This is a genomic window from Rhodococcus sp. OS5, from assembly GCF_056837585.1.
This window is the reverse complement of sequence record NZ_JBWWRK010000002.1, coordinates 513,025-535,988: the sequence shown is the minus strand read 5'-3', so window position 1 is coordinate 535,988 and position 22,964 is coordinate 513,025. Positions and strand designations below refer to the sequence as shown.

The 22,964-nt window shown below is 62.3% G+C and carries 15 protein-coding genes; 8 read left to right on the top strand and 7 right to left on the bottom strand.

All coding sequences use genetic code 11. The annotated features are described in order from the left end of the window. Positions 1-56 precede the first annotated feature (56 nt). The 7 genes from ACVZUB_RS32605 to ACVZUB_RS32575 form a co-directional block, all read right to left on the bottom strand. Complete coding sequence (locus tag ACVZUB_RS32605; RefSeq protein ID WP_482628649.1) at positions 57-1,664, bottom strand: GTPase domain-containing protein; 1,608 nt, start codon at positions 1,662-1,664, stop codon at positions 57-59. Further along, the gene (locus ACVZUB_RS32600) at positions 1,665-5,501 is read right to left on the bottom strand and encodes a GTPase (protein WP_482628648.1); all 3,837 of its coding nucleotides are present in this window, start codon (positions 5,499-5,501) and stop codon (positions 1,665-1,667) included. A 557-nt stretch (positions 5,502-6,058) separates the two neighbouring features. Next, a complete protein-coding gene (locus ACVZUB_RS32595; protein WP_482628647.1) occupies positions 6,059-6,733 on the bottom strand; it encodes a DUF8176 domain-containing protein in 675 nt (224 codons plus the stop codon). 108 nt (positions 6,734-6,841) lie between these two features. Further along, positions 6,842-8,101, bottom strand: a complete 1,260-nt coding sequence (locus ACVZUB_RS32590) for an insoluble domain protein (RefSeq protein ID WP_482628646.1) — start codon at positions 8,099-8,101, stop codon at positions 6,842-6,844. Positions 8,102-8,177: 76 nt separating this feature from the next. Beyond that, entirely contained in the window at positions 8,178-9,512 is a 1,335-nt protein-coding gene (locus ACVZUB_RS32585) for a CpaE/TadZ family protein (protein WP_482628965.1), read from the bottom strand. After that, complete coding sequence (locus ACVZUB_RS32580; protein ID WP_024487971.1) at positions 9,512-9,868, bottom strand: hypothetical protein; 357 nt, start codon at positions 9,866-9,868, stop codon at positions 9,512-9,514. Before ACVZUB_RS32580 ends, ACVZUB_RS32585 begins: the two co-directional genes overlap by 1 nt. A 59-nt stretch (positions 9,869-9,927) precedes the next feature. Beyond that, positions 9,928-12,030, bottom strand: a complete 2,103-nt coding sequence (locus ACVZUB_RS32575) for an FtsK/SpoIIIE domain-containing protein (RefSeq protein ID WP_482628645.1) — start codon at positions 12,028-12,030, stop codon at positions 9,928-9,930. A gap of 1,268 nt (positions 12,031-13,298) precedes the next feature. On the opposite strand from ACVZUB_RS32575, the gene ACVZUB_RS32570 reads away from it, so the two are divergent. From ACVZUB_RS32570 to ACVZUB_RS32535, 8 genes are all read left to right on the top strand, one after another. Next, positions 13,299-13,625 carry a hypothetical protein gene (locus tag ACVZUB_RS32570; protein ID WP_113683832.1) on the top strand — a complete coding sequence of 109 codons (327 nt, stop codon included), beginning with the start codon at positions 13,299-13,301 and terminating at the stop codon, positions 13,623-13,625. A gap of 40 nt (positions 13,626-13,665) precedes the next feature. Next, positions 13,666-14,064, top strand: a complete 399-nt coding sequence (locus tag ACVZUB_RS32565; protein WP_276117656.1) for a hypothetical protein — start codon at positions 13,666-13,668, stop codon at positions 14,062-14,064. Continuing rightward, entirely contained in the window at positions 14,061-17,108 is a 3,048-nt protein-coding gene (locus tag ACVZUB_RS32560) for an ATP-binding protein (protein WP_482628644.1), read from the top strand. The genes ACVZUB_RS32565 and ACVZUB_RS32560 overlap by 4 nt, the downstream gene beginning before the upstream one ends. After that, on the top strand, positions 17,105-19,216 hold the full coding sequence (locus ACVZUB_RS32555) for a hypothetical protein (protein ID WP_482628643.1): 2,112 nt from the start codon (positions 17,105-17,107) through the stop codon (positions 19,214-19,216). The genes ACVZUB_RS32560 and ACVZUB_RS32555 overlap by 4 nt, the downstream gene beginning before the upstream one ends. Beyond that, positions 19,216-20,049 (top strand): hypothetical protein, encoded by an 834-nt coding sequence (locus ACVZUB_RS32550; protein ID WP_212633715.1) that lies wholly within the window; start codon positions 19,216-19,218, stop codon positions 20,047-20,049. Before ACVZUB_RS32555 ends, ACVZUB_RS32550 begins: the two co-directional genes overlap by 1 nt. Then, positions 20,046-21,620 carry a peptidoglycan DD-metalloendopeptidase family protein gene (locus ACVZUB_RS32545; protein ID WP_482628642.1) on the top strand — a complete coding sequence of 525 codons (1,575 nt, stop codon included), beginning with the start codon at positions 20,046-20,048 and terminating at the stop codon, positions 21,618-21,620. Before ACVZUB_RS32550 ends, ACVZUB_RS32545 begins: the two co-directional genes overlap by 4 nt. Next, entirely contained in the window at positions 21,617-22,204 is a 588-nt protein-coding gene (locus ACVZUB_RS32540; protein ID WP_287488980.1) for a hypothetical protein, read from the top strand. Before ACVZUB_RS32545 ends, ACVZUB_RS32540 begins: the two co-directional genes overlap by 4 nt. 157 nt (positions 22,205-22,361) lie before the next feature. Then, a complete protein-coding gene (locus tag ACVZUB_RS32535; RefSeq protein ID WP_287488979.1) occupies positions 22,362-22,949 on the top strand; it encodes a hypothetical protein in 588 nt (195 codons plus the stop codon). Positions 22,950-22,964: the final 15 nt, after the last annotated feature.

The following is a 22,964-nucleotide window of genomic DNA, read 5'->3' as shown; positions in this document are numbered from 1 at the left end:
GGACATCATCCAGGGACAGCGCCAGCCCGTCCCATCGAGGGTCATCAGGCTTCTTTTCAGAGATTCAGAATCCCAACGACCTCCGCGATCGCAGCACGCAACTTCTCGACCGAATCATGCAGGGTGTCCGAAAGCGCTGCTTGTGCTGCCGTCTGATCGATTTCGTTGCGTGTCTTTGCAAGTATTTCCGCCCATGAATCAAGAGCTAGTGCGCTCACTTCCTCAGCCAGTTTGTCAGTTTGACTGTTGAGTGCTCGACGTTCTTGAACTGCCACGGCTTGTTGAGCTCGCAAACCATCGATCGCCTCGACAATCTCGACGGCGAGCGGCAGCAATTCGGAGGCTAAAGCTAACCCCTTGCCGAAAGTCCCGACGTTGTCGACCGCCTTCGCGGCGACAGCTCGCGCCTGACTCTTCTTCAGTGAACCGCCCGCTTGGCTCCTTTCGAACTCGCGGAGACCCTCGATAAGCAATGGCCCGAACTTGCTGACATACGGGGCTAGCGTTTCAATTCGTACCTCCGGTACCTCGTTGATGTCCACAGCGAGTGCTGTGAGTTCTTCCAAGTTCTTCCACGACGGCTCTTGTCGTTGCCGCTCATCGGTTCTCACCACATCCTGGAGCAGCCGATCAAGTTCTCGCTCATGCTTCCTGAACCAATCAGTGAGCGCCGACTGCAAGTCTTTTGCGACATTCGCGGAGTTGTGTTCCCCACCTGCAACCGCCAAACGGACAGCCTGGCCCAGTGTCCCCCGCAAATCGGCCCTCGCATCATGGTCGACATCGTCGAGTAAACGCTTCCACTGCTCGCGGCGAGCGGACGCGATATCAGCCTGAACGAGCAGCGGTTCACACGCTGCAAGCTGGTCTTTCAGTTCGTCCACTGTGAGTAGGACAGCGTGCCGCCAATACCGCTGCTCAGTCGAAGCCCGAAGGGAAGCCACATCACCCGACGTGACATTCTTGATCGCCGCTCCGAAGCCGTCCATACCGTCCCACTCACGCGAGTCGTCCCACGTGTCTGCCTCAACATCTCTTGCTCCCCCAGCCATCTGAGCAAAGTCCTGCGATACGACATGTACTGGATACGCTGACGAAAGTTTCAGTGAATTCACCAATTCTGACGTTTTTCGTGCCGCCAGTTGTCGATATCCGTCAAGATCGCCGTCCGGGTCGACACCGGCTTCGTCGAATCGGGAGATGACAAACCACAGATTCTCCGGAGTCCACCCGTTTTCCACGATCTGCCGTAGAAACTCGTATTCACCGGTTGCCAATTGTGGTGTGACGGTGACGATCGCGATATCAGTTGTGCTGATGGCCTCGCGTGCAAGTTCGGTGTTCAGTTTGCCGCGGACGTCGTCCGCCCCGACTGCCAACCCTGGGGTATCACGTAGTAGCGCGCCGGCAAATTCAACACTGTTCACGCCAAACGTTTCATGCCGGGCGCTGATTGTCAGCCAATCCGGTACCGGCACATCATCATCGACCAGCAGCCGCCGGATCAACGAGCTTTTTCCCGTGTCGTACGAGCCGAATACCGTAATGACGGGCAGCTCTGTCGATGCGAACTGCTGCCAGCCCTTGAGGTAGCCGTCTGCGAGTGACCCTCCTGGCAAGTTGGCTAGCCATTCTTTGACCTTCGGGATGTCGATTTCGTTCACTCACGCTCTCCGTTCGTGTTGGCGCAAATTTTCAGTTCGGGCAAGCAACTGTTCGATCTCAGAATGTGATGCCGTCAACGCGGCTCTCTCAGCGTCCGTTATCGTCTGCTCGGCCTCGAGGAGTTCGCCGTAATCAGCCAGTGAACGTGTGCATCCATGAAGGACCGGTATCAACCCGTCCTCTGCCGCCCCGTTCAATATCAACATGACGTGGTCGTCTGCCGCCTCCGCGATGTCTGCATCCCATTCCCGACGCTTTGACTCCCTGTTTTTCTGAGCAACTTCACCCTTGATCATCGCGGCCGCGTCCATTGCCACACCTACTGCAGCCAGGATCGGCGCAGCCTTGGCGACCTTACCCGCGGTTTTCACAGCCTCCCAGGGCTTGAAGTTGTGGCCAAGGCCCTTGCCGATTGCATAGATGACATCGCGGTTGCCCAGTGCCTTCGCGATTTTCGCGCCCCCCTTGGCTATGTCGGCCGCGAGCTCGGCTCCATCCAGTGCCGGCAGGAGCGCTCCGTCGACGCCGTCGTCGAGGCGTAACCCTGAGACAAAATCAACAGATGCCATCTCACGGCCAATAGTCGAGGCATGAATTCGGAACCAGTCTTCAATCTCTGCCTGCGCCTTGATCCAGAATCGTTCGATATCGGAGTCGAGTTCACTGCTGGACTTCCACGAATTGATCGTGGCAGCAAGATTGTCGATCTCGTCCGGTCCTGCCGCTTGTATTTTCGCCCTGGCTGCATTCGCATGCGGAGCAACGATGCGACGCGCCCGCTCCCTCACCGACGCTTCCAAGAGTTCGGAATCCTGCACGCTGTTCTTGATCGACTGCTGTACCGAAGCGCGAGCCGTTGTTTCGGATTCGAGGTCGATAATCTTCTGTTCAATTCGACTGCGTTCGTCCAACATTGCATTCAATGCTGTATCAAGCTGAGCGCCGGCAACCCCCGCACGCCCCAACTTGGCCGAGAACGAATCGAGCATCCGAACAAGTGGAGCAACACCATCCCAATCACGGTGGTGGGCATAGTCTGCGCGACTGACATCCACGCGCGCGCCTACTTCTCCGAACGGGTCGCCGGAGAGCGTGTGCACATGAGTCGGATCGACCTCGATGCCACGCGAGGCCAACGCCGCAATGAGTTCCGATTCCTTACGTCGTTTCAGCAGCAGGAAGTCGTCGGGTGCAGCGGTAGGGTCTACGCCCAACTCGTCGGACCGATTGATCAGATAGATTGTTCGGCTGTTCTTGGCGATGGTATTTCGCGTCCCTTGGACGATGTCCTGAAGCAGGGCCATATCCCCGATAAGGAGGTTGACGTGCAGCACGACAAGAATCAGCGAGGCGTCGCCGGCCGACGCAAGGGCTAGTGCGTCGTGGTCATGATTACCGCTCTGGAACCCGGGAGTATCGAGTAGTTGCACATGTCCGAGGTTGTAGCGCTGAACCGAACTTGTTGTCGCGCTACCTCTCACGTGTAGATTCTCAGGCACTTTACCGCTCATCTCCACGAGAAGACGTTTGATCAAGCTCGACTTGCCGGAACTGTAGTCTCCGAGCACCACAACTGTCGGTTTTGTGACCATCTGCGCCGACATAGGTTTGACAACCTGAGCATCAGGGCGGGCAGCGGCTTCGATCTCCCGAATCAACTCGGCAACAGAGTCATTCGACGGTATGCGCCAGGCATGCGTCAATGCCTGAACTAGATCCGCGCGATCAGTATTCTCCTGCTCGACGAACACAGGCAGACGCGAGGCTTCCGACGGAATCTCGTCGACGTTTCCGCTGTCGTATTCGAACCAATCCTCACCTAACCAGACCTTGCGACCACACGCTGATCTTTCGACGTCAGGGCCTTCAGAACCGTTGTCCTGCAGCATGAGTGCCAACCGATCAGCAATAACACGGTCTTGCGCGCGCGTCATCACCGTTTGAACGCCTACCGTTACGGGCAAGGACGCCGATACTTCACGAAGATTCACAAGCAGCTCTCCCGTAGCGGCCTTGCCGCCACGGAAAGACAGCGATTCCGTGAGTAACTCCGTCAAAATTGGTTTAGCCACCTGCCAGGACAGGACGCGGCCCTGGACCAGCAAGCTTTGCTCGATTCGATCATAAGTTTGATGAACTGCGGCTAAAGATTCACTGATTGCCTTTGATTTGGCTGCTGCGCCCTGCTTTTCAGTACTGGCTGCGATACGATCTCCGGCAAAACGGCTGACAAAGGACACTGCCCCGAGACTGACGGATGCGGTTATGCCCGCCCACCCCCCAGGGTTCCAAAAATTGGCCGCAGCGGGTAGGAGTAGGGCGCCCGAAGCGGCGCTGGCGACCATGCCGGCAGCTTGCATCGACCGCGCAAGATTCGACGTCAGCGCACCCCCTGTGCCATCCAGGTTCGCCGAGTCGGTTGAAGTCCCGGTGATATCGGGCGCCTCATCGGCCCTGGCCAGTTGCAGTTCCCGCAAGAGGAACGAAGTCTTGGACTTCCACATGCTCTCCACCGCGGCCTGAATGGCAGACATTGTGAAGACTGCCTCTTGAAAGGTTTCCTGGCCGATCTGTTTGTCGTCGTCGAAAACAGCTTCCACAAGTTTTTTGGCCCTCGTGATGGAGTCCTCACGCAGCCCCGACAGATGAAAGGTGATCAGACGATTCATCTGCCGATCCAGCGAACCTTCGATGCTTGCTGTGAACGGCCGACCCCGCGCCTCTTCCAGAGCAGAAAGCAGGTCCGGGCTGTCGCCGCCGAGATATCGTGTGCGTTCGTCACCGTCGACGTACCCCAACACATCCAGAAGCTGCGCGATCCGACGTTCTGCAGCATCGATCCGCGGATCGATCGACTGCCCTAGTTGATCGAGTGCAGTGGCTTTTGCGTCGAGCATCCCGCGCAACCCCTCCCGCAAGGACGTCCGCCGAAGGTCGGACCCTCCTTCAACTATCGACGCAACGAGCAACTCTTCGAGTACAGCGAAGTTGGACCAACGCGACAAATACTCGGTGCCAAATTTTTCGCGATCCGACAGGAAGTTGGCTTCCGCAGGGCCCTTGAACGGGGTACTCGCACGAGCGAATAGGGCGCGTCGACTCTGGATAGCAACGACCGGCGTACTTGGAAGGTCGATCTTGGACAATTCAGTCCGGATGTTGTCGACATGTTCACCGACCCCGCGAGACAATGATTGTCGTGCAACATGACTGGCCACTTTATCCGGGTGACGCCACCGCAGATTACGCACATTCAGAACGGCCACTGCCGGTTTTCCGTATGCACGCACCCATTGAGCTACTTTCGTGAACTCTGATGCCTGCTGGCTCTGGCTGTCGAAGCACAGCAGAACTACATCGGCAATTTCAACAGCTCGCCGTGCAGTTTCCTCGAGGTCAACCCGCGTCTGAGTACGACCCCAGCCGTTGATTCCCGGCGTATCCCAGAGTCGACATCCATGCCAAGCGATTTCCGTGACATCTGTGGTCCAATCGCTTTCACCAGGCGATACGTAACCACCGTCAAGCCCACCGAACGCAGAAAGCAACGTACTCTTGCCCGCACCTGTTCTGCCGAAGAACGCGACATTGAACGTCGACAGAGCCTTGCGCTGCTCGGTGAGGTGATTTCGAAGGCTACTTGCGAAACCGTCAGCCACTTCAGCAAGCTCAACCGTCAGCCCTGCACCAACCGAAGCGGCCAAAGCAGGATCAGACGCTGCGGCAAACTGACTGATAAGCGAGTCAGCCAATGAATCGAGACTATCCAACTCTCGCTCTCCACTACGCACGGCCTGCTCGACGGCACGCTGCAACGCCAGTCCAGTCTCTGCCATATTCGCCTTTCTCAGGCCGCACTGCTGCACCACAGAAGGCGGGGATTTGAATCGCCAGTCGATTCATGACGACATTTTCGACGATTGTTCCAACCATCGATACTTCCACTCAAATTCCGATAGATGACTGAAGATTACATGGCCCCATTCCCCCTGAAAACCGAAGCCGAGGGTTCTGATCTGCACTGGTCCCGCACGTCACCGAACAACAACTTTCGAAAGCTCTTTCGCGTTATCCACCCTTTCCTGGTCAGGTTCAGCCGACGTGGAAGGATAGGTAGCAGTGCCCTACTCGAATAGAGAGTTTCCAGTCGAGAGGCACGTCGGCAGCGGAATTGATGTCGGCCTGGTCGGGCGATCGTCGGCAGAATCGGTGACCATCGCTCCGCTTGGTAGAGGCGGGCAACCCGGCGACTGCACTCGTGTCATCACTCCCCCATGCGGTGCGGCAGTAACGCCAACGGCGGCGACCGCGACAGTTACGGCGCGGCGGGTTCGGTTGACAGAGCATTCGTTGGGAATTCATCTCTCTCGAAGAATGCCGTCGCTGTCGTGGGTCAGCTGATGCTGTCAACGAACCAACGGCCGTCGATGTCCTTGGTTGTTATCGTCTGCGAGAACTGACCCGGCGCTTTGTCAGGTCGTATTTCGGTGAGAGCGACGGAGTAGATACCAGTCGAGATCGGTGTGATGCGCACGCAGTGGGTGGTGCCTGTTGGGACGGTGTCGATTCCGGCTTGGATCTTCTCCTTCGCTGACAGGGAGGTGTCGGGGGTGGTGAGTTCACGGACGGCTGTTCCGGAGCGGGTGACGTAGTAGGCGTGTTCGAAGGCCGTGATGACTCCGGGGCCGCTTTTCTGGTCGCCGGGGTCGGTGCGGCATGCGGTCGGGTCGGTTTCAGTCGTCGGTGCCGTAGCGAGAACGGGTGGGGTGACGTCGAGGGTGGGCGCCGTTTCCGTGGTGTCTGTCTCGTCGGCGATTCTTTCCTGTGCGCTCTCGTCATTGCTGGAGAGGAGACGCGGGGAGAACCAACCGAGCAGCGCGACCACGACAATCAGGGCAGCGACGTAGCGCAGGCGGGGCGATCGGGAATCCTTCTTGCGCGGCCGCTTCGGCGGTTTCGGAGGCTTGGGTGCGGTGACTGTTGTGGCCGTGTCCGCGCCTGCGCCTGCGCCGTGGGGCGTGCCGCCGAGTAGGTCGATCACTGCGGGGTGCCTTTTCGTGTTCGTCATCGCTGTCGTCCTTTCGGTGCTCGCGCCTGGTTCTGCAGTGGCGCATGGACAAGTTCAGGGTGGGCGGCGCGTTGCCACCCGCCCTGAACGGCTCTGATCATGCGAGCTTTACGCCGGAATACCCGCTCCGACTGCGTCGCTGATCAGCGAGGACGCCAGGCCCGGGGTCGCGTTCGTGAGGAATTCCGTGAGTGCGGTGTCGACGTGTTCGATGATCTGCTCGCCTCCGGGCTGGGCTGCGACGAAGTCGCGGGCCTGCTGGTCGATCGCAGGGGCAGCCGCGACGGTGTCGCGGACAGTGGTGGCTACGGCCTCACCGATCGGGCCGGAGTTCTCCCACTCGGTGAGCGTGTCCTGGGTCTGGGAGGTCACGGCGGGTTGGTCGACGTCGGGGACCTCGATTTCGACGGGATCGCCGAGTTCACCTGCGCCATACGCGACGGCGGCGGTGAATCCTGCTATTCCTCCGCCTAGACCGCCGAGAACGAATGCGGGTGCGCCGGCGAGGAGTGCGCCCGCGCCGGCGCCGGCGGCGGTTCCGGCGAGCCCGCCTGCTACCCAGCCGATTCCGGGGACGAAGACGTTGCCCAGTCCGAGGCCGATGTTTCCGCCGACGGTGCCTCCGATCAGTGCTCCTCCGATGGCGAACGGGGTCGCGAGGCCGATTCCTCCGGCGAGTGCTCCGGCGGCGGCACCGCCTACTTGGGTGGCTGCGTCGCGGCTGGCTTTGTCGACGGGGACGCCGAAGGAGTTCCAGCCGGTGGCGACTCCGGATTCGATGATGGCGGTGGTGTTGTTGGTCCGTTCGAGGTCGACGTCGGAGACCCAGTTCGGTTGTGCGATGTGGAAGGTTCCGATGCGGAGGGTGTCGCGGGGGGCGATGATCGGTGCGACGACGTCGACGGGGCCGGGGCCGGGGAGATGGAGCTGGGTGTAGTCGGTCGGGGTGGTGTCGGTGTAGGTGGGTGGTGTGTAGGTGTTGGTGTCGTAGTCCCAGTTCGGTAGCGGCTGGTACTCGATGTTCTGGTATTGCGCGGGTGGGTCGATCCAGTAGATGGGCTCGGTCGGGGCTGGAGCTTCTGTGGCCGGCGGCGGGGTGGGTTCTGTGGTCACGCCGGACTGTCCGCCGCCGTCGTTGATGCCTGCTTGTCCTCCTCCGTCGTTGATGCCTGCTTGTCCTCCTCCGTCGGTGATGCCGGCTTGCCCGGGCGCTGCGATTGCCGGTGGTGCGAGCGTGATTCCTGCGGCCACTGCTGCGGCTGCGACGACGGCGATGGCGCTCTGGCGGGCGAGGGTGCGGCTGCGGTGTCGGCCGTGTTGGTCTGCGCGGCGGGCGGCTCGGTTTCCTGCGGTGGTGTCGGTGCTCATGTGGTGCCTTTCGTTCAGGAGGGTGCGGATGGGTGCCGGGAGGGGGTCTGGTGTGCGGCCCCGGGCTGATACGAGGTCAGCCAGCGGCGTGGGTGATGAGATCGATGACGGTCGAGGCAACGACGGTCAGTGCTTCGGTGGTGCTGCGCCGGAGCTTCGAGGGCGCGATACGCTCGCCGGAGGCGAAGAGTGGCTCGAACGGCATCCGGGCGACCGAATGGGCTCCGGCGTCGAGAAAGGCGTCGACAGCGTCGATTTCGACCATCGGTGCGTCCCCGGGTCCGTCGGTGATGACGACGATGGTGCGAGCCATCATCGCCGGGCCTGCGGTGGCGGTGAGGTCGAGGAGCATGCGGTGCGCGGCTGCGGCGGCGTCTCGGCGGAGCGGTACCGGCACGAGGAGGACGTCCGCGTGGCTGGTTGCCCACTGCCAGCTGCCGGCGAGGCGGTTGTTGCCGGTGTCGGCGATGAGGATCTCGCGGTGCTGGGACAAGATCTGCGCCGCCGATTGGGCGTCGTCGTGACTGAGACTGGATCCGTGGGCGCCGTTGTTTCCGGCGACGATGTCGTCCCCGCTTGGTTGGCGGGTGAGGTACTGCGAGAGCGCCGAGGGTCGGATGCTGCCGGGCTCGGCTGCGCCTGCGGCGATCAGTGAGAGCACGTCATTTCCGTCGCGGGGTGGGATGCTGACGCGGTCGGCGAGGCTGCCGCCGACGTCGGCGACGTCGACGCAGACTGTGGTTGCGGCTCCGCGGTGTTCGGCGATGATCGCGTTCAGCCCTACCGCGAGTGGGGTTTTGCCGACGCCGCCTTTCGGGTTGGCGATGGTCACGATCGAAAACCCCGGGAGTGGGCCGGTGATGGATGCGATGGCGGCGCGGTGGCGCATTTCGGTGGACTCGGGTTTCGGGGCGATCCGGAGTTTGAGGATGGTGTTGAGTCGGCCGCGTAGTCCGGTGCGGGCGGGTTCGTGCGAGCCGGCCGCGATCTCGGGTGCTGCGAGCACGGATGTCGAGGTCGGTGTGCTCGCAGCGGGGACTGGCCGAGTATGGGCGTCTACTCCCCCGGCTGGCGGTGAGTCACTGAGGGGCGTCACCGCCATTGTGACGGGTTCGTCCACGAGGTCATCCGGCCGCGTCTGCGGTGTCTCGGAGGGTGAGGGGATGGGGCCGGTGGGCAGCGATTGCGCCACCTTCCCGTCCGGTGCGACGGTGAGTTGGCGGGAGCGGCCCGCTTCCTGCACGGTGACCTCGACGGGTGAGCCTGCGTCGGCGGAGTGCTGTCGGCTGAACTGTGCGATCACCGCGTGGATCGACTGCCCGTTCTCGGCGGACAGTTCCACCTTCTCGTCCCCTGCCCCGCTCACGAGTGCGGTTCGCTCGGAGGTGATTTCGATGGCAAGGGTCGACATCACGCGGTGGTTCCGGTGAAGGCTCCGACGCCGGAGAGTTCGGTGTCCATTTCGAGGACGATGGTGTCGGCCTTGTCGAGGGCTGCCAGGGCGTCGTCGCGGGCTTTGCCGTCGGGGAGTACTTCGATGATCTGGCGGCGGGTAGCGACGGCTTTCTTGATTTCGTCGAGTCGCGGAGCGGTCAGTTCCTGGTCTTCGCTGAGTTTCGGCAGCCATGTGGGGATGGCGTTTTTGAGGACGCGGCGTAGTTCGGTGATGACGGGGTCGCCGCCGCCTTTGGGGGCTGCGAAGGGGTTGCGCAGCACGGTGATGTCGTCGGCGGTGGGGGTGATCGATTGGGAGATGCGGCGGCTCATGGGTGGACCTTTCGGGTGAGTGTTGTGCAGGTGTGTCATCGAAGTCGGGGGCCGCGGTGTCAGGTCGCGGGTGCGGTGGTGTCAGGTTCGGGAAGGAGGACGACTTCGTGTGGTCCGTAGGTGATGTGGTTCTTGACCCGCCCGATGCCGTGGAAGGTCAGGGTGGTTTCGGTGACGGCGCCGCTGTCTTTGTCTCGGATGACGGTGACCGCGGCGACAGTCGCGGGGTGTTCGTTTCCGTGTCCGTCGTCGACGAGGACGGTCATTCCTTCGGTGACCGCGGCGGCGGGTATCGCGTCGGCGAAGTCACCCCCTGCGTCCGCAGTGGGCGTGTCGTCGTGGTGGCCGAGGACGGTGGGCTCGGGAGCTCGGCCGTAGGCGCGGGCCGCGACGGCGACGGAGCGTTCGGATTCGATGAAGTGGCGCAGTTCGGTCGAGTAGAACGCGATGTGCGGTTCCTGCTGGGGCCGTAGCCCGTCGATGATCTTCTTCTCCGAGGTCGAGAGTTGATTCCATTTGTTGGGGTGCGGGTCGACGTTCGGTGTCCACCACATCTGCGCATCGACGGGCACACCATCGTTGCCGAGGGCGACTCCGCGGCCGGGGACCGAGGTGTCGATCTCGCGGCCGATCTGCGAGTCACCCCACAGCATCATCGCGCCGTCCTGCGAGAGGTTGCCGAGGGAGATACGGGTGCCGAAGTTGTCACGCGCGTTACCCGAGGCGCCGCCGAAGAGGGACGCGTCGGGTCGTTGCACACCGAGCAGGAGCCGAATACCAGCCGAGCGGGCGAGGACAGCGAGATCGGCCCACGCGCCCAGTGGGTCGAGTTCTTTGAGGAGATCGCGGGTTTCGTCGTCACCGGTTTTGGCGAGGCGCTGCCATTTACCGGAAAGAATGAAGAACTCGTCGAGGACAGCGATCAGCAGCGGAAGTTGGGACGGCTCGATCTTCTTCACGTGAACGTAGTGGTTGCGGGCCATCATTTCGCTGTGCAGGGCACGCACGAGCATCGCGGAGCGGACGGCATCGTAGACGATGGCGGCGCACCCGGGGTAGCCCTCGAGTCCGTCGAGTTCGATCATTTTCGGGTCGACTCCCAGGAACGGGATTCCTCGTCGCGATGCTTCGGTGAGCAGGGTGCGGATCACCGATGTCTTGCCGCCGCCGGTGGGGCCGACGATCAGGCAGTGAGGTTTGTTCGACTTGGTGGAGATGTCCCAGAACATGTTCACCTCCGATGCTGCCGTCGCATACGGCAGGTGGCGCAGGTTCTCGTCGACCAATTCGAGAGGGTGATCGACGCGGGTCGGTAGTGGGGCGCGCAGGCTCATCAGCAGGTAGCCCTCGGACGGAAACCAATCGGTGGCCCAGGTGCGGCCGGATTCGTGCTCGCCGGCGAGGGCGGCGAGGGCTTCGTCGACCTTCTTCTGGAATCCGCGGGCACCGCTGGAGAGGGTGGGTGTGAAGGTGATCTTGAAGGCAGTTTCGACGTCGCCGTCGAGCGCGGCGACGCTCACGGCAGGCTCTTTCAGCGGTCCGTCTTTGAGGGAGTTCGCCAGCGCCTTGTGCCGCGGTGATCGGAGGTCGGGTTGAGTCAGCGTGCGGGTGATGCGGATTCGGTCACGGTGGGCGTCGTGGACGACGGTGTAGGTCCATGTGCTGGTGCGCTTGCTCGCGGAAGCTCGTACTGCGGTGGTGAATTCGTCGAGCTCTTTCGGACGGATGATGGCGCCGCGTGCCAGGGTGATGGTGGAGTTGCGCAGGGTGGTGATGCCGGGCGGGTATCCGACGGTGATTTTGACCGGTGTGTGGCGGGTGCTTTGCCGGATTTGGGCGTCGAGTCCGGCGCGGTGACGGTGGGTGAGGAACCGTGCGATATCGCAGGCGAGCAGGCCGAGAGTGAGGGCGACGAGCGGCCATCGATATTGATGGACTGCGGAGACTGCGCGATCGAGCTGTGGGTTCGAGAATTGTTCGATGAGTTCGAGGAGCTGCGGCGCGAGAAACGCGAGTGTTGTTGCGATGACGGCGAAAGGCGCCCATGCCCTGTACGGGCGGATGGCGGACTCCCCCGCCTGGCTTGTTCGCGCGTGGGGTTTGTCGGAGCCGAAGAGGTCGACGAGAAAGTCTTTGAGCGGGTCCTGCTGGCTTCTGCTCACCGTCTACTCCTCTCGCTCGTTTCCAGCCCCGAGGCGGTCGTCGCGGGGGTGTGTGGGGTGCACTGTCACAGAGCGTGGGAAGCGATCTCAACCCGCCTGTGGATAACTTCTTTCGCGGGTGCATGGCTGGAGCGCGCATCACATGCCCTAGCGGTGATACCGGGGAGTGATACACACCCATCGCCTCTACCCGCAAACGGTTCTGGTTGTGGCGCTGCGCATTACCGGTCGAAGACCGCGCGACGGCATGGCTGATACACCGCGTGAGGACTTGTTCGACCCCCTACGGCACGGGCCCGATGACGATGTACATCTCGGGTGGTTTTTGTCTTCCTGCGTCACTGTTCGTGAACCCCTGCAGGGCTCTCGAACGCCTCGCTTCATGGGGCACGGAACCCGGTGCTCGAATAGCCGAGAGCGGTGTGGACGACACCGTGACAGGCGTCGCGCCAGGATGATCCGGGGATCCTCCGTACAGGACCCTGACCAGCAGTTGATTGAAATATGTTGGCGCGAAGCAATTTTGAGAAGTACACTCCCCCTAGGCCCGAAGGGCCGGGGGAGTGACCCCGAAGGGGAAGCGTGAATCGGGCCCTGAATTTCACCCCTGTCCGCGACCACTGCACGCCCCTCGATGCGGGACTGTTCGAGCACGGGGTGCGCAGCCTGCCACGCGTGCGTGCTGAACACGCTATGCATGCAGCGCATGCACACCACGCAGGCGGTGGAGACAAACTGTTCTTCGTACTTCAGATCATGGCCACGCCGCGGGTGCCTTGAGCAAGCTCCAGCAGGGGTCACCCGCACAGCTGGCGGACACGTTCCGAAAATGGTTCTGTGCCAGGTTCTTCAGGCGGACGAAGGCCACGAAGCACAGCGAGGGAGACACGTGCGGATCTCCATGGTCTGCGGCGGGTCCGTCGACGATGCCCGTTCGCATCTCTCTGCCGCTCCACTGAAGGAACCCTCCCGTCGAGGTCTGGGAAGTCCCCGCGGACCACCCACAATGAAGACCACGGCGTCGACACGCACGCCCCACACTCGCGGTCATTCCTGCGATCGCCGAGAGATTCCCGACGGGTGAATCGCGACACCTGAACACACACCCCCACGCGACGACACGCGGCAGCGCTGATCGACAGACGCACCAACTGCGGGGGCCGAAAAGTTATCCACAGGTTGCATTGAAATTCCTGCCTCCACTCTTCTACGTTTCCGCGCAACCACATTCGTGGGGTCTGGTTTCACCACTGTGTTGGAGAGTGCTCATGTTTTCTCTTGCTTCCACCGTGATCGACGTGTCGATCCCGGCGACGCATCCACCGCTCGCCGCAGACGCGGTGACCTTCGCGCAGTCGACGGACGTCAATACCGGTGGTCTGCGCGCGTGGATCAAGGACAACATCGTCTTCACCATCCTCATCGCCCTCGCGTGTGTGGTTCTCGTCGGCGGGCTCAAGGGCAATTTGTCGCGGGTCTTCACCGTCGGCGGACTCGGGTTGTTCGGGCTTGCCTACCTCGGTATCGCGACATCGGAATCGGCGGCCACGGGGATCGGCAATTGGATTCTCGGGCTCGTCGGTATCTCGACCTAACGCTGATGCCTGCGCAGAGAACATTCGAAGGGGATGCACGGTGATCGACAACGACGACCTGATGTACCGCGTGGACCGGCACTACCTCGGCCCGACCGGTTATCCACTGCCCGTCCGGATCCGCTACACGGCCGGCATCGTCGGCGTGGTTGCTTTCGTGGTGGTGTTCGTGATCGGTCGCGGAATTCTGCACGTCCCACTCGGGTTCAAATCGCTGATGGTGATGGCCGTGATCACGGTGTGGCTTACGACCCGGATCGCGAAGTTCGTCACCCCGGACCGCCCACTGCGGTCGGTTCTCACGGCCGCCCTCAACGACCTCGTTGCACCGCGCCCACCGAAGCGCGGTGCACCCGTGTTCATCTCACTACCCGAGCGGTTGACTACAGGAGAACGCGCCGTCGTACCTGTTCGCATCGACGGTAAGGATCACCGATGACCGTTCCCGAGAACGACATTGCGGCGCTGTTCGATCCGAAGCTCGACGACCCGGTTCCGGTCATTCCTCCCGGTGCCCTCCCTCCGTCGTGGGCAGCAGTGCAGTCGCGCGCTCCGCAACCTGCGCGTGCGTGGTCCGAAGCCGAACCCGCACACGCTCCGGATGGTTCTGAATACGACAACGGCGAGGACGACACCGACGGCCACACTTCCCCTGCAACCGATCCGGACCACGTCGCGGACAAGGTGCCCGGCCGTCAGCGTCGCCGCAGAGGCACGAAGCGGGCAAAGTCGGCCACTGATCGGGACAAGGCAGCAGCGAAGAAACGTGCAGACCGCGAACGGAAAGCGGTGCGCCTGAAACTGACCGGCACATCAGCGAACATCACCCGCACCGCAACCACCTCCACCGCATGGTTCGTCCAACGCCAGGGGCCGTGGAATTTCCGCACCACCGGAAAGCAGCGCCGCTTCATCCAGGACGAAGCAATCATCCTGACCAACCTGCAGAAGGCCGGCGTCAACAAGGTGCATCGCCGCCTCGTGCGCACCCCGTTCCCCGTCGCGCAGTGGGCGATCGATCACGACACGTGGGCAACCCCGATTCCCGATGTTCCCGGCGCACTGTCATGGGCGGACTACCTGCGCGGGCAGCAGCATGCGATGTTGTGGTCCAACGCGACAATCAAAGGCCGCTACTGGGGTATCGAACTGCCGCAACGCTCCTCACTCGGCCAGGGGTTGGACTGGACCGCCCGAATGCTGCGCCACCTCGCCCACTGGCCACTGCTGGGCAGAGTATGCACCGGGGTGAACAGCTGGGCCGACGACGCCTTCGAACGCGAGCAGAAGGCCCTCGCCGACCACCTCGCCACACTCGAACGAATCATGTCCAGCCGCGGAGTGAAAGCAACCCCGGCCACACCCGCCGCGATCGACTACTTGCTGCGCCGATCAGCGACCATCGGTCTACCGCTGGAAACTGGCGGTGCGATCGCCGGAGCCGGAGACTGGGAAGAAACCGACGTCGCCGCCCTCGAAGACCTCACCGACCTCTCCCTCACCCCAGGCGACGGGTACACCACCGTCTCCGGCATCGTCGACGGCCGCAAGTACACCGGCGTGGTGATCGTGCTGACGATCGGCCGCATGGCTCCCCTACCAATTCCGGAACGGATGCTGCCGTGGCAGATCATCGGCGATCCGTCCGGTGAACCCCTCGAATGGTCCGATCGCATCGAACTGCACGACAAAGCGAAAACGATCCGCACCATGCGCTCCCTGACCGGCAAGATCGAATCGCAGTTCGACCACTACACCGTCGAACACGATCAGGTCCCGCCGAAAGAGTTGGCGGAGCAGCACGCCCGCGCACAGGACGTGATCTCCGACGTCGAAGAAGACCATTCCGGACTCTCGACTCGAACCACCGGGTGGTACCGCCTCGCAGTGGTCGGCACCGACCCCGACGATGCGAGGCAGAAAGTCTCCGATCTGCAGGAGATGTACTCCCCCCACATCGCGCTCGAACAAGAGCACGGCCAATACCAGTTGCTGCGCGAGTTCATACCCGGTGAGCCGCAAGCCAACATCGCCAACAGACGACACATGGATGTCGAAGCAGTCGCCGCCGGGATGGCGACCGTCAGTGACCGGATCGGTGACCGCCGCGGTGTCGTCCTGGGCGAGACCGGATCCATCTCGCCGCGCCCTGTGATCTGGGACCTGTTCGCCGCGCACGAGATCAAGCACAAGTCCGGTCTGACACCGATCGTCGCCGTACCCGGTTCGGGTAAGACATTCCTGGCCGGCATGATCGTCTACCAAGCAGTCAGGGCCGGCGCGTACGGCGTTGTCCTCGACCCCTCCGGTCCGCTCGCTGCGTTGGCCGGTCTACCGGAGTTTCGCGACATCGCCCGCGTCTACGCCCTCACCGGTCGCGATTCACGCGCTGGCGCCTTGAACCCGTACCGGGTGATCACCGATCCGCGTCGCGACGATCCCGAGTACGACGCCCGCAACGTCGAGTTCGCCCGGGATGCAGATCCGTTCGCGGCGGCGCAGTCGAAGTTCGATGCGGATATGCGTGCAGCCGCTGCCGAGCGTGTCGAGGTCGCCGTCTCAGTGCTCAAGATGATGCTCACCGAACGGCATCTGCATCTCGAGCACACCGAACCCGTGCTGCACATGGCCGCGAACATGGTCGGCGGAGACAGCAACCACAACCTCCGAGAAGTGTTGGCCGCGATCCAATCCATCGGAGTGAGCGATCCGGACCAAGCCGTCAAAACCTGCGCGAACGGGTTGTACCAGCAGCTCAGTTTGATGTCGGAGCTGACCGAAGCGCGTGTGCTATTCCCAGAGGAAGGCACGATCGGCAGTGGAGCGGATGCATTCGACGCCGACATCCGCCTGACGATCCTGACGATGCCGGGCCTGCAGCTACCGCCCGAAGGCACGCCGTCCTCGCAGTGGACACCGCAGCAACGGATGACGGCGCCATTGATGCACATGGCCGCGTGGCTGGCGAACAGACTCGTCTACGAAAAGCCTCGCCACGTGCGCAAGGTGCTCTTCCTCGACGAAAACAAATACCTCGAATCCACTGGCGCAGGCCGCACCCTCAACCTCCGAATCGCGCGCGACTCACGCAAATTCAAGGTCCGCGCCCTGGTCTGCTCACAGCTTCCGGATGATTTCCTCGGATTGGACGGCAGCGACGACAAGACCGCCCTGACCTACGAGGTGTTCGTCGGTGATGTCGGCGGTGATCCGCATGCAATCGAAGGCGCGCTGAAACTGCTCAAACTTCCCACCGGGCAAGGGTTCGAGCAGTTCCTCGCTGAACTGGGCAGCGGCGGCGAGGACACTCTCGACGAGGACACCGACACCTCCTATCAGGACGAAGCGCGGCGCTGGATGATCCGGATGGCCGACGACGTGGAGCTGGTGCGTTCGAGCTGGATTCACTACGTGCATCTCGCGCATGTGTTCACGGCGCTGAATTCCTCGTCGGCGAAGAACGCGCTCGGCGGAGCCGCATGAACACCATCAGGCGGCTCAATCCACCCTCGGCAGAGCTGGATGAAGTAATCCCTCACCGATCGCGCATTCGGGCGCTGACCGTCAATCTGGCGCGGGTTCTCGCCGTTCTAGCGCTGGTGCTGGTGTCCCTCGTCGCCCCGGGCGGGCCGATCGCATCTGCCGGCGGATTCGACTGCAAAGACGTCCCCTCCCCCGAGTTCCCGAACTCGGTCATGGCTGCCGAATTCGATTCCTCGAGCAAAGACCGCGAACCAAAACAGGGTGGCACCGGCTACGAAACCTACGGGTGGGCCGGATTACGCTGGTACACCTACGACCTCGGCTGCGGCAACGACCTGGTCCGCGCACCCGACGCAGTCGCGGACACCACCCTGGGCAACACATTCCTCACAATCGGCAAGGGATTCGCTGCTGCCGCGTTCTGGCTCGACGACCAGACGAAAACCGGTGCAGCTGCCGAAGAGGCCGGGATCGCCCCGGCGATGGTGCAGTTCGACCAGATCGTCGCCTCGATCTCCAACGGAATGCTCGATGTCTACGGAACGTGGCTGGGTGTGGCATTGATGGTGGTCGCGACGATCATCATCTGGAACGCCCTCAAATCAAACGCCGCGGCCGTGACCCGCACCGTCGCGATCGCCGGCGCTGCAATGGCCATCGGAGCACTGTTCGTCGGCGCACCGCAAAAAGCCATCCAGGTCGCCGACGACACCTTCGGATCGGTCATCACCGACACACAAGGTCAGATGCTGTCCGTGTCCGGAAACACCGGAGACCCCCGCAATGTGCTGATCGACAAGATCTTCCTCGACGACTGGCGCAAAGGATGGTTCGGGACGAACTTCAACGACCAGGAACTGCAACTCGGACCGAAGCTCCGGAATTCCCTCGCGTTTTCGTACGCGGAGCAGCGAGAAGTGGCCGGCGACAACGAAGCCGCGAGCGAGCTGGCAGACACGAAAGCGAAAGACTTTCAAGAAGGCATCATCGACAAACTCGACGGATTGAACCTCTCGTACGGCCAGTTCCAGGGCAAGGACTCCGGACGCACCGGCACAGGGTTCATGGCGATGATCAAACTCGCCATGCCCTCCATCCTCTGGATCGGCGCATCCATCCTCAAACTCACTGCGCTACTAGCCATTCGACTCGCAATTCTCTTCGCAGCGATCTGGGTTCCAATCGCCGCCGCACACGGCGGCACCCTCTCGCGCGTGTGCCGCATGATCGCCACCGCCTACATGTGGGGCGTGGCCGGCGCAGTCATCATCGCGCTGTACCTGATGGCGCTGGTCAAGCTGTACGACACCGACAACGGTCTCGTCGACGGCACGTGGCGGCTGTGGTTCATGGTCATCTTGACGGCGGTGTGCTGGTTCATCATGCGCCCGTTCAAACGGATGACTCAGACCTTCACCCAGAACCAAGCGGGCGCACTCAATCGCAAAGCTCGTCACGCGCAGACATCGATGAAACAGAAGTTCTTCAAGGCTGGCAGCGCCGTCGTGGGCGGTCCCGCAGCGTCGATGGTCGAGGAAGGTGTCGGCGCGCTTCGGAAGGCGACCAAACGCGGTGGTGACCTCGACAAGGATTCGGTGACAACAGTGCGTCCGGAAGGACGCGAGTTGAATCAGCGACGCCGGCACGAGGTCGACAAATCGCGTGTCGAGGCACGCAAGACGATGGATCGCCAACAGCGTCTGACGGATTCACGGAAGGACGCCCAGGACGTGCGGCGCCGAAGCCTCGCCGGTACCGCCAAGAGTTCCGCGGGCACCAAGCGGCCCATGTCGGATCGACCACAAACCGCCGGTCCCGCTGCCAAACCTAGCCGCACCCTCGCTCGACAGCTGATCGGAACCGAAGCCGGTTCACCGCGCAGCACTTCGTCGGTGAGTGAGACATGGGACGGAGGCCCGCGGTCGAGTATCGCGCCGATGAAGGTGTTCACACCGCCCTTGCGGGATGCCCCCACCGGGTCTACGACACCCCGTTCGCGTGCGACGCGCTCGAACTCGGCGACTCCTCCGCGGTCGACGGCACGACTGTGGACGCCGTCGTTGACCTCCGCAGGTACTTCGTCTGATTCAACCGGCAGGTTCAGCTGATGTCCTCCAGCGCAGCCAATCCCGTACTCGCACCGATCCGGCGGTGGGTGCTGCACTCGCGCACCAATCTGACGATCACGATCGTCTCTGCGTTCGGTGTGCTGTTCGTGGCGGGAGCGGTGTTCGGCCAATCCCCGACCCCGTCGAACACTGCCTCGAAGATCCCAGCCTCCGCCGCGACGACTGCGACGGACGCAGAATCTGCGGCGCCGGATCTGAGCTATGAATTGACCGAGGTGACCGAATCCTCGATTGCCGGCAAGTCGATCGCTTCGGTTGCCGAGAGTGCACCGGCGACAGCGATGGCCTACGCGCACGTCTACGTCGATCAGTCACTCTCGAACAGCGAATGGAAGACCAAGCTGGGCGTGCACGCCGCCGAAGCGCCCGGCGTGACGGTGGTCAATGCCCGCCCGCTCGTACCGGTCGCGATCACCGGCCCGACGCGCAGTGAGATCGTGGCCGGCACCGGCGGTGAGAGCGCCGTGCAGGTCATCGTCCCGACGCAGGCGGGGAATTTGCGGATCACGCTCAAAGTGTCGGGCACCGAAAAGGGTTCGACGTGGCAGGTCCAGAATCCATTGCCCACCCTGGACCGCAGCGAGATCGACAAGCTCGGCGCACCTTCCCTCGCGAGCGAACCGACCTCGGAAGCTCCAACAACCACCACGGCTCCGAAGTCGACGACCTCGCCGAGCGCTACCTCGACCACGACGCCGACATCGACCAGCTCGGTCGCTGTTCCCTCGGCGGACCTCGAACCGGCACCTGTTCCTGTTCCCGGCCCCATCCCGATTCCCGACCTCGACACACCGCTCCCAGGAACGCTGTGAGTCTCCGCCGTGAGGCGGTGGCCCTGATCGTCACCGCTGCCACCGCTGCGATCCTAGGGCTGTCCGGATGCACCCAGCAGCCGGTGATCCCCCACAACCGTTGCGGCGGATACTCGTCGAGCGAGGGGGACGACAAAGCCACCTCGGCGACCGGCAACACCGAACTGAAAGCATCGGGGCCGATCACCCAGCCAACCAAGAACGGAACGACGACGTTCACGTCCCCATTCGGGCCTCGCTGGGGAACCGAACACAAAGGCGTCGACTTCGCCGGCCCCGTCGGGACACCGATCTACGCGGCACTCGACGGCGTTGCAGTCAAGGCCGGGCCCGCATCCGGGTTCGGGAACTGGATCGTGCTCGACTCGCTCGTCGACGGCAAACCCGTGAGCACCGTCTACGGCCACATGTTCGACGACGGTGTCCTCGTCACGGAAGGCCAGCAGGTCAAGGCCGGCGACCACATCGCGAACATCGGAAACAACGGCCAATCCACCGGCGCACACTTGCATTTCGAATACTGGGACGGCGGACGACTGCAGGGCGGAACCGCCGTCGATCCGATGACCAAACTCGGCGGAGCGCCCTCCCCCGCCGGCGAAGCCGGCAGTGATTCTCCTGCCATCGAGCTGGCCGCCTCGGCATCGGCGATCGACTGCGGCGGCTTCGGCGTGGCAGGTGGCGGCGATCTCAAAGCCGGATCCGTTCCCCCAGAGATGGAGCCGTGGTTCCGCAAAGCCGGATCGATCTGCCCCCAGATCAAGCCCTCGCTGCTGGCCGCAGATGCAAAAGCCGAATCCGGCCTGGTCCGTGGACTGACCTCCGCGAGCGACGCTAAGGGAATCACGCAGTTCATGCCGAGAACATTTGCTTCTTACGGCCAGGACGACGACAGCAACGGCAAGATCTCGATCTGGGACGACGGGGACGCGATCATGGCTCAAGGCCGATACTTCTGCGCCATCGCGGCCCAGGTCGACGGATGGATTACCGACGGATCAGTCAAAGGCGATCCCAAATCGCTCTACATCGCATCCTACAACGCGGGCGAAGGCGCGGTGAAGAATGCCGGCGGAATGCCCAGCGGCGGCGACTACACCACCCAGACACAGCCCTACGTCGCGAAAGTCCTTGCATACGAAGCAGAGTTCGCGTCCCCCGGAGGTAGCGGGGAACTGATCGTCTCGCCCGGTTCGGCGTCCGGATCGCAGGTCGTCGACGCTGCCCGCCAATTCCTCGGCACCCCGTACGTCTGGGGCGGCGGCAACATCAACGGTACTACCGGCGGTGGATTCGACTGCTCCGGACTGACCAGTTACGCCATCTACCAGGGAAGTGGAAACAAGATCACCCTGCCCCGGACATCCGAACAGCAGTGGAACGTCGGAGTCGAGATCCCTATCGACCAAGCACAAGCCGGGGATCTGGTGTTCGGTTCGTGGGCCGGAACAGGTCCGGGGCACGTCGGCGTCGCGATCGGCGGAGGCCAGATGATCCATGCTCCCACTACGGGGGACGTCGTCAAACAAGCTCCACTACAGAGCGATATGAAAGCCAGGAGGGTTCTGTGAGCAACGCACGCAAACTGGTTCTGCTTGCCGTCGCTGTCCTCCTCGTCGGTGGACTGGTGTACTTCCTCTTCGATTGGGGCAACGAGACGGAAACCGAGACAGCTGAACAGATCGCCCCAGCACCGGCGCCGCTGACCATTTCGACTTCGCCGGCTCCGACAGCAATCGACGTCACCGCGGATCCGGATACGGAGGTGGCTGAAAACATCGCTCGCCAGGCACTTTCCGTGGCGTTCACCTGGTACCCGGCAACGGACCGTAGCCCCACCAATGGATACGCACGCGCCCGGGAATGGTTCACCGACACCCTGGCACAGACCCTGCTCGTCGACACGCACACCGAACGAGGACCAGGAGCACAGTGGAAACAATGGGCCTCCGACAACGCCAAAGTGGCCGCCAACGTGACCCTTGGATGCTCCGGCTGCCCACCCGACACCGACGCACTCATCCACCGAGTCGCAAGCATCCACCAAACCGCAATCAACGAAAACGAAACCAGCACTGTCGCAACCGATACCACGGTTTGGGTGACCCTCACCAAAGGTGGCGACCAGTGGCTCCTCGACACCATCCGCTACTGACCACCACTCCCCACCGTGGCTGTACGACAAAGGATTCGTACCGATCGACTATGTTCGTACCAACAGGAACGAACCGCCGAACAAGACTCAGGCACAAACGTTTTCAGGAGAAACTGACCCTAACAGGCCCGCGAACCCACATTGGAGGGAAACACACATGAAGCGCACCACCACCGCCATCGCAGTCACCGGGATCCTCGCAGCACCCCTGATCCTGACCGCATGCTCGGACTCGACATCCGCCAACGACAACGGCGGCAGCGCCACCACCAGCGCAAACAACGGTCGTGCCGGCACCGTCACACCAGCTGAATCCTCCTCGTGGCGAGGAGACCTGGTAATCGGAGTCGGCGACCAACAAGCCGACGACAAAATCACACTCCCTGCCGCCAACCAGGTCCACGCACAGTGCATAGGCGAAGGCGACAACCTCACCGTCGACATCACCGAGCCCAACGGCTGGCATGCAGTCCTCACCCACGGATCCCAAACCGTCACCATCGAAAACCCTCAACTGAACTACGCCGCGCAAGAATTCACGACTTCGCAGAGTTCACTCGACCACGAAATCGCTTTAAACGAAAAATTCGGAACAACCAACCAGTTCCTCAGAGGCGTCACCTGGGACGTCCCCCAACCAGGTGACGTGGAAATCCAACTCAACGAGCGAACACCCCCACACTGGGTGATCAATTCAGCCGAAAAGGTTAACCTCGCCATGCATGTCGATTGCAACTCTCACTAGCAACAGCGAAAGTGC

Coding starts and splice junctions, on each gene's coding strand:
- ACVZUB_RS32600 (WP_482628648.1), bottom strand. CDS start 5,501: ATGGCAGAGACTGGACTGGCGTTGCAGCGTGCCGTCGAGCAGGCCGTG.
- ACVZUB_RS32595 (WP_482628647.1), bottom strand. CDS start 6,733: ATGACGAACACGAAAAGGCACCCCGCAGTGATCGACCTACTCGGCGGC.
- ACVZUB_RS32590 (WP_482628646.1), bottom strand. CDS start 8,101: ATGAGCACCGACACCACCGCAGGAAACCGAGCCGCCCGCCGCGCAGAC.
- ACVZUB_RS32585 (WP_482628965.1), bottom strand. CDS start 9,512: ATGTCGACCCTTGCCATCGAAATCACCTCCGAGCGAACCGCACTCGTG.
- ACVZUB_RS32580 (WP_024487971.1), bottom strand. CDS start 9,868: ATGAGCCGCCGCATCTCCCAATCGATCACCCCCACCGCCGACGACATC.
- ACVZUB_RS32570 (WP_113683832.1), top strand. CDS start 13,299: ATGTTTTCTCTTGCTTCCACCGTGATCGACGTGTCGATCCCGGCGACG.
- ACVZUB_RS32560 (WP_482628644.1), top strand. CDS start 14,061: ATGACCGTTCCCGAGAACGACATTGCGGCGCTGTTCGATCCGAAGCTC.
- ACVZUB_RS32555 (WP_482628643.1), top strand. CDS start 17,105: ATGAACACCATCAGGCGGCTCAATCCACCCTCGGCAGAGCTGGATGAA.
- ACVZUB_RS32550 (WP_212633715.1), top strand. CDS start 19,216: ATGTCCTCCAGCGCAGCCAATCCCGTACTCGCACCGATCCGGCGGTGG.
- ACVZUB_RS32535 (WP_287488979.1), top strand. CDS start 22,362: ATGAAGCGCACCACCACCGCCATCGCAGTCACCGGGATCCTCGCAGCA.